18 protein-coding genes are annotated in these 13,458 nt (G+C 44.3%); 15 read left to right on the top strand and 3 right to left on the bottom strand.

Features of this window, described 5'->3' with window-relative positions:
* Nucleotides 1–99: 99 nt before the first annotated feature.
* From AB5170_RS11180 to AB5170_RS11150, 7 genes are all read left to right on the top strand, one after another.
* Nucleotides 100–771: a DUF4956 domain-containing protein gene (locus tag AB5170_RS11180; protein ID WP_118581390.1), complete on the top strand. Its 672-nt coding sequence runs from the start codon at nucleotides 100–102 to the stop codon at nucleotides 769–771.
* On the top strand, nucleotides 768–2,138 hold the full coding sequence (locus tag AB5170_RS11175; protein ID WP_368361564.1) for a DUF4832 domain-containing protein: 1,371 nt from the start codon (nucleotides 768–770) through the stop codon (nucleotides 2,136–2,138). Before AB5170_RS11180 ends, AB5170_RS11175 begins: the two co-directional genes overlap by 4 nt.
* 69 nt (nucleotides 2,139–2,207) lie before the next feature.
* The gene (locus tag AB5170_RS11170; RefSeq protein ID WP_118581393.1) at nucleotides 2,208–2,444 is read left to right on the top strand and encodes a hypothetical protein; all 237 of its coding nucleotides are present in this window, start codon (nucleotides 2,208–2,210) and stop codon (nucleotides 2,442–2,444) included.
* 169 nt (nucleotides 2,445–2,613) lie between these two features.
* Entirely contained in the window at nucleotides 2,614–2,736 is a 123-nt protein-coding gene (locus AB5170_RS11165; RefSeq protein ID WP_255610631.1) for a hypothetical protein, read from the top strand.
* Nucleotides 2,733–4,301 carry a recombinase family protein gene (locus AB5170_RS11160; protein WP_368361565.1) on the top strand — a complete coding sequence of 523 codons (1,569 nt, stop codon included), beginning with the start codon at nucleotides 2,733–2,735 and terminating at the stop codon, nucleotides 4,299–4,301. Before AB5170_RS11165 ends, AB5170_RS11160 begins: the two co-directional genes overlap by 4 nt.
* Before the next feature lie 54 nt (nucleotides 4,302–4,355).
* Complete coding sequence (locus AB5170_RS11155; protein WP_368361569.1) at nucleotides 4,356–4,436, top strand: DUF6783 domain-containing protein; 81 nt, start codon at nucleotides 4,356–4,358, stop codon at nucleotides 4,434–4,436.
* Nucleotides 4,433–4,930, top strand: coding sequence for a GNAT family N-acetyltransferase (locus AB5170_RS11150; protein ID WP_270414288.1), 498 nt, complete (start codon nucleotides 4,433–4,435; stop codon nucleotides 4,928–4,930). The genes AB5170_RS11155 and AB5170_RS11150 overlap by 4 nt, the downstream gene beginning before the upstream one ends.
* Before the next feature lie 107 nt (nucleotides 4,931–5,037).
* On the opposite strand, the gene AB5170_RS11145 is transcribed toward AB5170_RS11150, so the two are convergent.
* Both AB5170_RS11145 and AB5170_RS11140 read right to left on the bottom strand, forming a co-directional pair.
* A complete protein-coding gene (locus AB5170_RS11145; protein WP_195992164.1) occupies nucleotides 5,038–5,736 on the bottom strand; it encodes an ABC transporter permease in 699 nt (232 codons plus the stop codon).
* Nucleotides 5,729–6,496: an ABC transporter ATP-binding protein gene (locus AB5170_RS11140; RefSeq protein ID WP_118581408.1), complete on the bottom strand. Its 768-nt coding sequence runs from the start codon at nucleotides 6,494–6,496 to the stop codon at nucleotides 5,729–5,731. The genes AB5170_RS11145 and AB5170_RS11140 overlap by 8 nt, the downstream gene beginning before the upstream one ends.
* A gap of 144 nt (nucleotides 6,497–6,640) precedes the next feature.
* Between AB5170_RS11140 and AB5170_RS11135 the strand changes: the two genes are divergently transcribed.
* The 7 genes from AB5170_RS11135 (at nucleotide 6,641) to AB5170_RS11105 (ending at nucleotide 13,226) form a co-directional block, all read left to right on the top strand.
* A complete protein-coding gene (locus AB5170_RS11135; protein WP_179988298.1) occupies nucleotides 6,641–7,675 on the top strand; it encodes a lysylphosphatidylglycerol synthase transmembrane domain-containing protein in 1,035 nt (344 codons plus the stop codon).
* Nucleotides 7,676–7,684: 9 nt separating this feature from the next.
* Complete coding sequence (locus AB5170_RS11130) at nucleotides 7,685–8,338, top strand: CDP-alcohol phosphatidyltransferase family protein (protein ID WP_330602670.1); 654 nt, start codon at nucleotides 7,685–7,687, stop codon at nucleotides 8,336–8,338.
* A gap of 177 nt (nucleotides 8,339–8,515) precedes the next feature.
* On the top strand, nucleotides 8,516–9,397 hold the full coding sequence (locus tag AB5170_RS11125; protein WP_368361566.1) for a phosphatidylserine decarboxylase: 882 nt from the start codon (nucleotides 8,516–8,518) through the stop codon (nucleotides 9,395–9,397).
* Nucleotides 9,366–10,025: an epoxyqueuosine reductase QueH gene (locus AB5170_RS11120; RefSeq protein ID WP_173716235.1), complete on the top strand. Its 660-nt coding sequence runs from the start codon at nucleotides 9,366–9,368 to the stop codon at nucleotides 10,023–10,025. The genes AB5170_RS11125 and AB5170_RS11120 overlap by 32 nt, the downstream gene beginning before the upstream one ends.
* Nucleotides 10,026–10,315: 290 nt before the next feature.
* The gene (gene argH / locus AB5170_RS11115; protein WP_118581414.1) at nucleotides 10,316–11,695 is read left to right on the top strand and encodes an argininosuccinate lyase; all 1,380 of its coding nucleotides are present in this window, start codon (nucleotides 10,316–10,318) and stop codon (nucleotides 11,693–11,695) included.
* 223 nt (nucleotides 11,696–11,918) lie between these two features.
* Entirely contained in the window at nucleotides 11,919–13,004 is a 1,086-nt protein-coding gene (gene asd, locus AB5170_RS11110) for an aspartate-semialdehyde dehydrogenase (RefSeq protein ID WP_118581417.1), read from the top strand.
* Between the two features lie 27 nt (nucleotides 13,005–13,031).
* Nucleotides 13,032–13,226 (top strand): DUF6783 domain-containing protein, encoded by a 195-nt coding sequence (locus AB5170_RS11105; protein WP_368072622.1) that lies wholly within the window; start codon nucleotides 13,032–13,034, stop codon nucleotides 13,224–13,226.
* A 28-nt stretch (nucleotides 13,227–13,254) separates the two neighbouring features.
* Here the strand turns inward: AB5170_RS11105 and AB5170_RS11100 are convergent, their stop codons facing one another.
* Complete coding sequence (locus tag AB5170_RS11100; protein ID WP_308768408.1) at nucleotides 13,255–13,398, bottom strand: DUF6783 domain-containing protein; 144 nt, start codon at nucleotides 13,396–13,398, stop codon at nucleotides 13,255–13,257.
* Between AB5170_RS11100 and AB5170_RS11095 the strand changes: the two genes are divergently transcribed.
* A complete protein-coding gene (locus AB5170_RS11095; protein ID WP_308768407.1) occupies nucleotides 13,348–13,458 on the top strand; it encodes a DUF6783 domain-containing protein in 111 nt (36 codons plus the stop codon). The genes AB5170_RS11100 and AB5170_RS11095 overlap by 51 nt on opposite strands.

Raw genomic sequence — 13,458 nt, 5'->3', positions numbered from 1 at the left:
ACGTATAACTGTGAACTATGTTCACAAAAAATATCTTGCAAAATACTGCCTTCTGAATAATTACAAAAAAGCACAAAGAGATAAGTGGAGGAATTTTTTATGAGTGTAAAGGACATGATCAAAAAATCAGTTCTGGAATCCGGAGCGTTTACCAATTATGATGTTCCGGGGATTCTCACAGCTCTTGCGGCGGCTCTGCTGTTAGGGGCGCTGATCTATCTGGTATACCGGAAGTTTTACGCAGGAGTTGTTTTTTCAAGAACATTTGCTGTTACTCTGGTGGGAATGACAGTGCTTACCTGTATGGTAACCTTGGCTATCAGTACCAATGTGGTAATTTCACTTGGTATGGTAGGAGCGTTGTCCATTGTCCGTTTTCGTACAGCAATTAAGGATCCTATGGATCTTTTGTATTTGTTTTGGGCAATCACCACAGGAATTACGGCTGGAGCGGGAATGTATGTCCTGGCGCTTTTGGCGGCTGCGATTATGATCCTGATGATCGTATTGTTTTATCACAAACAGCAAAGAGGAAAAATCTATATTGCAGTGATCCACTATACAGGAGACCAGGCAGGGGATGAGGTAATCCGCTGCTTTGGAAAAAGAAAGTATTTTGTCAAATCCAAGACCATGCGCAAAGAAAAAACAGAGATGGCAGTGGAATTGTACTGCCGACAAAATGATATGGATTTTATGGAAAAAATCCGCAGCATTGAAGATGTAGAAGATGTCACTCTGATTCAGTATAATGGAGAATATCACGGATGAAAAAGATTCTGGCAGCAATGTTGCTGATTCTGATAGTCATTCTGGCAGCTGGCGCAGGTTATCAATGGTGGTCTTCCGGAAATGGAAACAAAAAGCAGTTTCAGAAATCCCGGGAGATTTTTGGAAATCCGCTTATGGGATATGCACCAGGTGCCTGGTATGAGAAAGTGTCAGAAGACATTTCGCTTTTGTATATGGACATTACCTGGGCAGAATTAGAGCCGGAAGAAGGGGTGTATGCCTGGGATTCCATAGAAGAGGAAAACCAGATAAACAGGTGGAAAAAAGAAGGAAAGCATCTGATCCTTCGTTTTGTCTGTGACATTCCAGGTGATGAGAAACATATGGATATCCCCCGGTGGCTGTATGAGAAGACGGGGGAAGACGGAACCTGGTATGACGGTGAATATGGAAAAGGATATTCACCGGATTACAACAATAAGGTTTTTATAGAAGAGCATGAGAAGGTAATCAAAGCCCTTGGAGAGCATTTTGGAAAAGACGGGCTGATCAGTTATATTGAGCTTGGAAGTCTTGGACATTGGGGAGAGTGGCATGTAAATTACAGCGATGGGATTACGAGAATCCCTGAGGAAGCTGTAAGAAATCAGTATATTATGCCCTGGCTGGAAGCTTTTCCCGGCGTAAACATGCTTATGAGAAGACCTTTTCATATTGCAGAAGCTTATGGAATGGGGCTTTATAATGATATGACCGGGCATAAAGAGTCCACAGAAGAATGGCTGACCTGGATTCAGGAAGGTGGAGATTATGGACAGGCAGAGGAGAAAGATGCGCTTGGCAGTATGCCAGATTTCTGGAAGACAGCTCCATCGGGCGGTGAATTTACCAGCTCTGTTTCCATGGAACAGATGCTGGTGACAGATCTGGAACAGACTGTAGAATTGGTCCGGAAGTCTCACACTACATTTTTAGGTCCGAAATATGCAGACAGTCAGTATAAAGATGGCTATGACAAAGTGCTTTTGAATATGGGGTACCGCCTGTGGATCTCAGAAGCTGCCTGGAAAAGGGAGGGGCAGGAAGATTGCCTGTGCCTGACCTGGAATAATGACGGCGTTGCTCCGTTTTACAAAAAATGGCCGGTATATCTGTATCTGGAGGATCCCTCTGGAAATACAGTGGAGAAGACTGAAATCAATATGCTTCTTTCTTCTGTTTTACCAGATACACAGCTTATTACCCGGACTGTATTTGAAACCAGGGATATTCCGGCACTTTTGAAGGAGGGATATGCGCTGTCTGTGGGAATTGAAGATCCCATGACAGAAAAGCCTGGCGTAAGGCTGGCAATGGACTGCGCTTACCAGAATGGCAGAAATATACTATGGCAGAAGGAAAAATAGAGAGGTTTTCGTTCCCCTTGATTCCAAGAACAAAAGAAACGGTAATAAAAAGTTGGAAGAGGTAGAGAAATGTCAGAAAAAATAGTGAAATACGAGTATGAATATGGCCTGTGTAAACGGATGCACTACCGTGGATTATGGTGCGTGCGTTATGAAGGTGTGCCAGGGCATTTTGAGAAAGCGGGTATGGCCTGTTCCTGTGCAGTGGATGGCTGTGATAAGGATTGTGCAGTTATGGAAAGTGCGGATGCCGTTATTGATCCGGAGTGGGAGTGGCATATGCTGGACAATCCGCCTGGAAGATAGAAAAAAATTACGGCAGAGACAGGAAGAACTGCATATTATACCATAAGGCATGAAAACCGGAGTTGATAGTATGAGTCTGGCGGAATCCTTAAATTGGGAGCAAGAAGAGCAGTGCACATCCGTTTTTCCACGGTCTGTTACCAACCGGAAAAATCAGGAAAATTTAAAATTGTCAGAGAAAAAGGAATTATTAAAGAAAATCGCAGATATTCTTGCAGAGGAAAAATGGATTACCTCAGCTGAATTGTTGGTTTTGAAGGAAAAAATAGAAAAATACGGTGGCACTTTATGACCAGGGCGGTGATCTACTGCCGGTGCAGTACAGAAGAGGAGTGCCAGAAGGATGCGCTTATAAGACAGGCGGCGGAGGCAAGAGAATGCGTCCGCCGCCTGAACTGGTCCTTAGAGGATGAATATATAGAAAGCAGGTCCGGCACCAGCACCCGGGGACGGGAACAGTACCAGCGGCTTTTTTCTGACCTTCTTAGAGATAAATTTGAGATTGTGGTGATAAAATCCCAGGACAGACTGATGCGAAACACAAAGGACTGGTATGTTTTTGTGGACCGTCTCGTGACTTGTGGCAAACGGCTGTATCTCTATCTGGAAAACCGTTTTTACAGTGCAGATGACAGTCTGATCACTGGAATCAAGGCAATTCTGGCAGAGGAATACAGCCGGGAATTAAGCCGTAAGATCAATAACGCCCACCGGAACCGGCAAAAGACTGGAAGTGCCCTGATGCTTACTTCCAATACCTATGGCTACCGGAAGCTGCCCGATAAAAGTCTGGTGCTCATAGAGGAAGAGGCACAGGTGAAAAGAAAAATGTATGAGCTTTGTGCAGGAGGTCTTGGCAGCAGATGTATCGCCCGGATTCTGCGGGAGGACGGTGTGCGGAAACGAAATGGAAGTTTTTTTACCGATTCTGATATCCGCCGTATGATCCGAAATCCTGTCAATAAAGGTACTGTGGTCATGAACCGGAAGCATTATGATTTTGATACCAGGCAGGTGGTAAAAAATCCACAGGAACAGTTTTATATTTATGAAAACCGGATTCCGGCAATTGTGTCAGAAGAACTGTGGAAGGCTGCCAATGAAGAAATCGACAAAAGAAAGAAACTTGTCGGAAACCAGGAGAGAACGGCCAGGTGCTTTGGAGTAAATCCGGGAAAGCATGTGTTTAGCGGAAAATTGGTCTGTGGTTTGTGCGGGGCTCCTTTTTACCGGACAACAAGAAAGGGAAAAAACCATAAAATCCATGAATGGAAATGTAAAACTTATCTGGAACAGGGGAGAAAAAAGGAGGAAAAGCCAGGCGGCTGTGCCAATATCCATCTGGAAGAGGAAAAGTTGTTTCTTCTTCTGGAAAGGTCCGGAGGAAAAGAAATCCTGCCAGATCAGGAAAGGGAGATTACGGATTCTTTCATGCAGCTTTTGAAGGAAAGTCTGGAAGAAAACCAAAAGAAGAATTTGGAAAAGTACGAACAGCTGGAAAAAAAGATTAAATACCAGCAACAGCTTTTGCTGGACAAATATCTGGAAGGCCTGGTGGAAGAATCTCTTTACCAGATCAAGGAAAGGGAACTGCAAAATAAATTAAAGAACAACACCGGCAGCAGAACGTGCAGGCAGAAGAACAGGGATTTTCTGGCAGAGGAACAGGAAGAAGTGGAAAAAAGGCTTCGGGAGACAGAGCAGTTTTTAAAAGAACATCATGTGATTCTAAAGGCCCACGTATTATGTGAGTTAAAAATGGTGGAGAAAATCCTGATTTATCCGGATCATCTGGAAGTGGTAAAGAAACAGGGAAAATGCATTATTGCGGCAGAGACCTTGGATATGCTATACTGAAAAAATCATAACTGCCCGTCATATCTGCAGTTACAGACACTATTTAGAGCCTGTTTGAAAAATCATTCCCGCAATCTGCACGCCCTGCTGTGCGGTATATTTTGTCCGAACAGGCAGAAAGGAACAGGATTATGAACATCAGAAAATCTACACTTCAGGATCTGCCACAGATACTGAACTTATATAAAATTGCCAGGGAATTTATGAAAAACAACGGCAATCCAAACCAGTGGGAGGATCGCTACCCGGAAGTTTCCACGGTAGAAAATGATATAAAAACAGGAATTTCCCATGTATGCGTGGAAAATGGGGGAATTGTGGGAACATTTGTATTTTTTACAGGAGAAGATCCTACTTACCGTGTGATCGAAAATGGTGAATGGCACAGTGACAGGGAGCCCTACGGCGTGATTCACAGAGTTGCTTCCAATGGGGTGACAAAGGGTGTGACCAGGGCTGCATTTTCTTATGGGTTGGAGAGAAGCGGATATGTGCGCATTGATACCCATGAGGACAACAAGCCCATGCAGGGCGCTTTGAAGAAATTTGGTTTCAGGGAATGCGGTGTGATCCATCTGGAAAGAGGAGCGGAGAGGATAGCCTTTGACTGTCGAAAAGAGTGGCTCTGAAAAATAAAATTAAATTTCTTTTTTGAAGAAATACGGAATTGCACTTCGTTATAGAAAATTGGAAAGAGAAGAGGACAGCATTTTGGGGAAACTGTCAGAATGCGTACTCACTGGAATGTCTGACTTCCATATATGATCAGGTAGCCAAGCCCCTGTCTTGCACCGATGAATTCGCCTATGATCACCCCTACCAGGCAAAGACCGATATTTACTTTCATATTTGCAAGAATAAGGGGCACGGAGGAGGGCAAAACAATTTTTAAAAGTTCTTCTTTTTTACCGCCTCCAAGTGTGCGGATCAGCTTCAGCTTTTCCTGGCTGATCTCCCCGAAGCCTGTATACAGGTTCAGAATCGATCCAAAAATTGCCACAGACATACCTGCAACAATGATGGTCCGCTGACGGGCACCCAGCCATACAATGAGAAGGGGGGCCAGGGCAGACTTAGGAAGGCTGTTCAGCACTACCAGATAAGGCTCCAGTACTTTTGCAAGTCTGGGGCATCCCCACAGCAGAATGGAAATGCCAAGACCCAGGACTACTACGAAGAGGAAACTAAGAAGAGTTTCTTTCAGGGTGGCGCCAATGTGGATGAACAGCGAGTGGTTTTGGGCCATCTCCACAAAGGTTTTGAAGATCATGGAGGGGCTGCTGAAGATGAAAGAGTCGATCCAGCCAGCCCTTGCCAGGATTTCCCATTGTGCCAGAAAAATAAGAAAGACCAGAAGCCTTGCGCTTACAACAAGGCGACGGTCCCTTTTCTGACGGGCAAGATATGCTTTTTGAGTGGGGGAAGGTTCATGCATTCTGATTCAACTCCTTCCAGATCAGATTAAAGTAGGATTTGAAAGCCGGGGCATTTCTCGAAGAAAGGGGCGTGCGGTCTTTCATATCCAGATCAATGGGAACAATCTTTATTACAGTGGCAGGACGCTTTGAAAGAATCAGTACCCGGTCTGCCATGCTGATGGCTTCGGAAATATCGTGAGTGACAAGAATAGCCGGCTTTCGTTGTTTTTTTAGGATTTTTCCAATGTCATCACTTACATTCAGCCGTGTCTGGTAATCAAGTGCGGAGAATGGTTCGTCGAGAAGCAGAAGATCCGGTTTTAATACAAGAGTGCGGATCAGTGCCGCTCGCTGCCGCATGCCGCCGGAGAGCTGGCTTGGACGACTGTTACGGAATTTGTCCAGCTCATAAAGCTTTAACAGTTCATCTACATAGGAAAGATTGTCTTTTGTGAGTTCGCCTTGTATTTCCAGTCCAAGGAGAACATTGCGGTAGATGCTGCGCCATTCCAGAAGGTGGTCTTTTTGAAGCATATAGCCAATACGGGCGCTGTCCTTGTTCAGTGGCTTTCCATTCATAAGAATGGTTCCGCTTTCCGCATGTAAAAGCCCGCAGATCAGATTCAGCAAAGTGGACTTTCCACAACCGGAAGGCCCTACGACAGCCAGAAACTCTTCTGGCATAAGATGAAAAGATATATGAGAAAGGGCAGCCGTTTCCCCGGATAAGCTATGGTAAGAAAGGCACACATCCTTTACTTCCAGAAGCGGATTCATAATCAAACCTCCATTTTCGTATAATTTATGATATGCTTTTGGGGTGAGGTGTGTTATAATGAAGTGATTTATCTATGTGCAGAGTGTAGCGAAGCGGAGTTCGCGGTTCCTGTACCGACAATTTTTTAGAAAGAAAATAATATTATGAGTAAAAAGCAAACGGTTTTCAACCTGTTATTTCTGGTGATCGTTTTCGGTCTTACCGTGTACCTGGTTTTTCGCGGCAAGGACATCGGGGATATTATCCGTACTGCCAGGGAAGCTGATGGAAGATATCTGCTTCTGAGTCTTGTGTGCGTGGTATTTTTTATTCTTGGCGAATCGGTTATCATTTTTTATATGATGAAAACACTTGGAGCCAGTGTGAAAATGACTCATTGTGCACTGTATTCCTTTGTTGGATTTTTTTTCAGCTGTATTACTCCGTCTGCATCAGGCGGACAGCCCATGCAGATCTTTTACATGAAAAAAGATAAACTGCCTATTCCGGTAACTACTCTGGTCCTGATGATCGTTACCATCACCTACAAGGCAGTTCTTGTAGTGATCGGTGTTCTGATCTGTTTTCTGGGCGGTGATTTCCTGAGAGGCTATCTTGGGGACTATATGTGGGTGTTTTATCTAGGCGTGGGTCTGAACGTGTTCTGTGTTACCTTTATGATGATATTGGTGTTTGCCCCAGGCCTTGCGAAATGGATCATGGTAAAAGGTCTGAAGATCATTGAGCATGTCCGGATTCTGAAGCCAAAAAAAGCAAGGCTTGAGAAGCTGGAGGCTTCCATGGACCAGTATCACGCAACGGCAGCCTTCTGGGCCAGCCATAAGCGGATCATACTGAATGTATTTATCATTACATTTGTGCAGAGGTGTATTCTGTTTACGGTCACTTACTGGGTGTACCGCGCTTTGGGACTCCATGAGTATGGAATCCTGACCGTTACTATTTTACAGGCGGTGATTTCCGTATCTGTGGATATGCTTCCTCTTCCGGGAGGCATGGGAATCAGCGAGACTTTATATATGGTGATGTTTGTGCCCGTATTTGGACCGCTTTTGCTGCCATCTATGCTGCTCAGCCGTGGGATTTCCTATTACGGACAGATGCTGATCAGTGCACTTATGACCTGTGTGGCACATCTTACCATTGGAAGAAAAAACGAAGAGATACAAAGGATGTAATTAACTGCAATGAAGGAAGAACGTTTGAAAAAGGAGAAACAGGATATGCTTGGATTTTATGATTATACGGTGGTGCTTACATACATCAGTCTCGCTGTTTCCGTATTTGGAATGACAAGAGCACTGGAGGGAGACTTCAAAGTTGCAATTTTGTGTCTGGCACTGTCCGGACTTTGTGATATGTTTGACGGGAAAATCGCCCGTACAAAGAAGAACCGTACAGAGGATGAGAAGAAATTTGGAATTCAGATCGATTCCCTGTGTGATGTGGTATGTTTTGGTGTGTTTCCGGCAATGATCTGTTATTGTCTGGGAATGAACCATATCCCAGGAGTGATCATTCTCTGCCTGTATTGTGTAGCTTCTGTAATCCGTCTGGGTTACTTTAACGTAATGGAAGAGAAGAGACAGAACGAGACCTCCGAGCTTCGTCACTATTACCAAGGTCTGCCAATCACTTCGATGGCGATCATCCTTCCGTTCCTTTATCTGCTGAGAAGAGGATGCGGGAAAAATTTCCTTCTGGTGATCCATGTGGCAGTGGTAGTAGTCGGAGTGCTGTTTATCAGTGATTTTAAGGTGAAAAAACCTCAGAATCCAATGGTGATCCTTCTGGTTGCCCTTGTGGCACTGGCGCTTTCCATGATGTTTCATCTGTTATAAAACGGATATTCACCATATATGAAAGTCAGCTGTCTGGCGCCTGTTGCGCTCCTGCAGCTGCCGGCTGCATTCGTAATCCGGGCTGTCGCCAGACGATATCCATGAATTCGCTTATGCAGGCATGGCTCTTTTGTGGATGCCATCGGGAACTTTTATAGCAAATGCAGGGGAGGTATTATGAAATATATAGACAGAAAAGGCAACATCACAATAGAGGAGAACAGACAGGATAAATTTTTGCGCCATCTGTATAATGACTGGGGCGGACGTCTTTGCCTGAAGATCATAATACAGCCTTTTGTTACCAGACTGGGCGGCTGGTTTTTGAATACCAGGCTTTCTGCGAGGATGATTCCTGGATTTGTGGAGCGCAATCACATTGATCTTTCCAGCTGCACCAGACAGGAGTTTGCTTCCTATAACGACTTTTTTACCCGCAGGCTTAAAGAGGGGCAGCGGCCTGTGGCAGCGGATGACAGCGTACTGGTCAGTCCTTGTGACGGAAAGGTTACAGTAAGCCGTATTGGCAGTGATTCCAGGTTTTATATAAAAGATACTCTGTATACTCTGGAACGCCTGCTGAGGAATAAAAAGCTGGCAGAGCGGTATCTTGGCGGTTATGCAGTGATCCTCAGGCTGACAGTCGATGATTATCACCATTACTGCTATGTGGCAGACGGAGAGAAATCTCCGGATGTAAAGATCCCCGGTGTTTTTCATACGGTAAATCCTGCTGCTAATGACGTATGCCAGATTTATCATGAGAATACCAGAGAGTATTGCCTGTTAAAAACAGAGCAGTTTGGAACCATTGCTATGATGGAAGTCGGAGCTATGATGGTGGGGAAAATTACCAATCTGAAACCTGGTGCCTGCGAAGTGAAAAAGGGTGAAGAAAAAGGTTATTTTGAATTCGGAGGTTCTACCATTGTCCTGCTTCTTCAGCATGGAAAGGTAAGAATGGATTCTGACCTGATTGAGAATTCTGAGAATGGATATGAAACGATTGTAAGAATGGGTGAGAGAATTGGCAAATGTAAATTACCAAAAAGAGCTTGAAAAATTAATCGAACAGCATGAGAAAGAAGGAAAGGTTCCCAGACTTTTTCTTCATGCATGCTGTGCGCCCTGCAGCAGTTATGTCCTGGAATATCTTTCCAGGTTTTTTTCTGTTACAGTATTTTTTTATAATCCCAATATTTCTCCCAAGGAGGAATATGAGAAGCGGGTGGCAGAAATCCGCAGGCTGATCAGCGAGATGGAGTTTCTTCATCCAGTCGATCTGGTGGAAGGCGCGTATAGACCAGAGGATTTTTATGCCATGGCAAAAGGGCTGGAGGATGTACCGGAGGGAGGAGAACGGTGTTTCAAATGTTATCGGCTTCGAATGGAGGCAGCAGCAAAGCTGGCTCAGGAGGGCGGATATGATTATTTTACCACCACACTTTCCATCAGTCCTTTAAAAAATGCAGGAAAGATCAATGAGATAGGCCAGGAACTTGCACAAATCTATAAAGTGGAGCATCTTCCGTCTGATTTCAAGAAAAAGAACGGATATAAGCGGTCTATAGAACTTTCCCATGAATATGGGCTGTATCGGCAGAATTATTGCGGGTGTGTGTTTTCTAAGCGGGAGAGCATGGAGCGGGAAAAGCAGAAACAACAGAGCTGCATGGACTGTCAGTGAAACCATCTGATATTTTGCAAACAATAGTGCAGAGTCATGCACTTGCATGAATTTTGTGCATTGCAAAACGGTTTGATGCAGTAATGTATAGCGAAAATCATAATGAAAGACTCTTTGCAATTAGCAGAAAGTGTGATAAACTAGCACTTGATTGTAGTAAAGTTAGAAAGAATTTGTAAGGTTCCTATAATACTTCAAAGTGTATTTCTGTAAAATTCTTAAGCATCTTGCTTTTGGAATAAAAATATTGAAAAATTCGTGGAACTTTGCAGGAAATGAGGGAAAATATTATGGCACAGCTTTGGGGCGGACGCTTCACTAAGGAAACCGATAAACTGGTTTATAATTTTAATGCATCCATTTCATTTGACCAGAAATTTTATGAACAGGACATCCGTGGCAGCAAGGCACATGTAAAGATGCTTGCAAAACAGGGGATTCTGACAGAGAAAGAGAGAGATCAGATATTAGAAGGACTGGAGGGAATCCTGGCAGATGTGAAAGCAGGCAGACTTGCAATCACATCAGAATATGAGGATATCCACAGTTTTGTAGAGGCAAACCTGATCGACCGTATTGGTGATCCGGGTAAGAAGCTTCACACGGGAAGAAGCCGTAATGACCAGGTTGCACTGGACATGAAGCTTTATGTGCGTGATGAGATCGATGAGATTGACCAGGAAGTAAAATCACTGCTTGAGGCTCTTCAGAAGATCATGGAAGAGAATGTGCATACGTATATGCCCGGCTTTACCCATCTCCAGAAAGCCCAGCCAGTTACGCTGGCGCATCATGTGGGAGCATATTTTGAAATGTTCCGCCGTGACAGAGGACGTCTGTTTGATATCCGCAAGAGAATGAACACCTGTCCTCTTGGCGCGGGAGCTCTTGCAGGAACTACCTATCCGCTGGACAGAGAATACACCGCACAGCTTCTGGACTTTGATGAGCCAACCAGAAACAGCATGGACTCTGTATCTGACAGAGATTATGTGATTGAACTGTTGTCCGCACTTTCTACGGTTATGATGCATCTCAGCCGTTTTTCCGAGGAGATTATTCTCTGGAATTCCAATGAGTACCGTTTTGTGGAAATCGATGATGCATACAGTACCGGAAGCAGTATTATGCCTCAGAAGAAGAACCCGGATATTGCTGAGCTGGTAAGAGGAAAAACAGGACGTGTTTATGGAGCACTGACATCAATTCTTACTACCATGAAGGGAATTCCGCTGGCATACAATAAGGATATGCAGGAGGATAAGGAACTTACATTTGATGCTATTGATACTGTGAAAGGTTGTCTGGCTCTTTTTACCGGCATGATATCCACCATGCAGTTTAACAAGGCGAACATGGAAGCAAGCGCAAAGAATGGCTTTACCAATGCTACTGATGCGGCAGATTACCTGGTAAATCATGGCGTGCCTTTCCGTGATGCGCATGGAATCGTTGGGCAGTTGGTTCTGAAATGTATTGAAAAGGGAATTTCCCTGGATGAACTGTCCCTTGAAGAGTATAAAGAAATCAGTCCTGTGTTTGAACAGGATATTTATGAGGCTATCAGCATGAAGACCTGTGTGGAGAAACGTATGACTCTTGGAGCTCCCGGTCCGGATGTGATGGAGCAGGTAATTGCAGGAAATAAAAAGTATCTGGAAGCGAACTGAAAAGAGGACACATCCTGCAGAAAGCCTTTTTCAAACATGCTCTGGGCAGTTCGGTGGAAAGTAACGAAAGAATCTTGTTTTACAGGATTTTTTTGGTAAATCAGATAAATTTATTGCTTTAATATGATAAAATTTAAGAAAGTACTTGCATTTTCTCAGAACATGGTATAGTATGTCATAGAAATACACATGTACGCAGAGGAAAGAATGAGGAGAGAATATTATGAGTGAAAAGCTTAGAGTTGGTATTTTAGGTGCTACCGGAATGGTGGGTCAGAGATTTATTTCCCTGTTAGAGAATCATCCATGGTTTGAAGTTGTAACTGTTGCAGCAAGCCCGAGAAGTGCTGGAAAGACTTACGAGGACGCTGTAGGAGGCAGATGGAAAATGGATACTCCAATGCCGGAAGCAGTGAAAAAGCTTGTTGTTATGAATGTAAATGAGGTAGAGAAGGTTGCGTCAACTGTTGACTTTGTATTCTCTGCTGTAGATATGTCCAAGGACGAGATTAAAGCCATCGAGGAAGCATATGCCAAGACTGAGACACCAGTTGTTTCCAACAACAGCGCTCACAGATGGACACCTGATGTGCCGATGGTAATTCCGGAAATCAATCCAGAGCATTTCGAAGTTATCAAACATCAGAAAGAGCGTCTGGGAACAAAGAGAGGTTTCATCGCTGTTAAGCCAAACTGTTCTATTCAGAGCTATGCACCTGCACTTACTGCATGGAAAGAATTTGAGCCATATGAAGTAGTTGCTACTACATATCAGGCAATTTCCGGAGCTGGAAAAACATTTAAGGACTGGCCGGAAATGGAGCATAACATCATTCCATATATTGGTGGCGAGGAAGAAAAGAGCGAGAAAGAGCCACTTCGTATCTGGGGTAAAGTTGAGGACGGCGTGATTGTTCCGGCGAAAGAGCCTGTTATCACATGTCAGTGCGTTCGTGTGCCGATCCTGAATGGACACACTGCAGCTGCATTTGTAAAATTCAGAAAGAAACCTACGAAAGAGCAGCTTGTAAAAGCACTTGTAGAGTTCAAGGGAGTTCCTCAGGAACTGAATCTTCCAAGCGCACCGAAGCAGTTCATTCAGTATCTTGAGGAGGATAATCGTCCACAGGTTACAGAGGATGTGAACTTCGAGAACGGAATGGGCGTATCAATCGGAAGACTTCGCGAGGATACTGTTTACGATTGGAAGTTCATTGGACTTTCCCACAACACTGTAAGAGGTGCTGCAGGTGGTGCTGTTCTTTGCGCAGAGACATTGAAGGCGCAGGGATATATCCAGGCGAAATAAATTGAAGAGTGAATAAATGCAGGGAGAATGCTGCCGGATGTGGTGGCATTCTCCCTTTTTGGGATTGCCGGCAATCAGCACGCCCCACTTTGTGGTAGATTTCACTCGAATTCGTCTGCCGTAGCCCGTTACGGCAGACGAATTCGAGTGAAATCTACCGCAAATTGTGACGTACATCTTGCACCTTTTTCAAGAATAGTAGCAGATAAACAACTAAAATAAAAAACTGACCGTTTACGATAGGGGAGATTCATGTTAAAATAGATAGCACGTTAGAGCCTGTTTGAAAAATCATTCCCGCAATATGCACGCCCCACTTTGCGGGAGATTTCACCCGAATTCGATTGCCGTAGCCCGCTACGGCGCCCTCATCCGGGCAAAATTTCCCACAAATTGTGACGCACATCTTGCAGAAAGCCTTTTTCAAACACGCTCTAGAACTGACAGGAGGTGA

The organism is Ruminococcus sp. RTP21484sp1_RTP21281st1_A8_RTP21281_210402, from assembly GCF_040914025.1.
Lineage (GTDB): Bacteria > Bacillota > Clostridia > Lachnospirales > Lachnospiraceae > Blautia_A > Blautia_A faecis.
The sequence above is the reverse complement of the archived record's forward strand: the minus strand, read 5'-3'. Positions and strand labels throughout refer to the sequence as shown.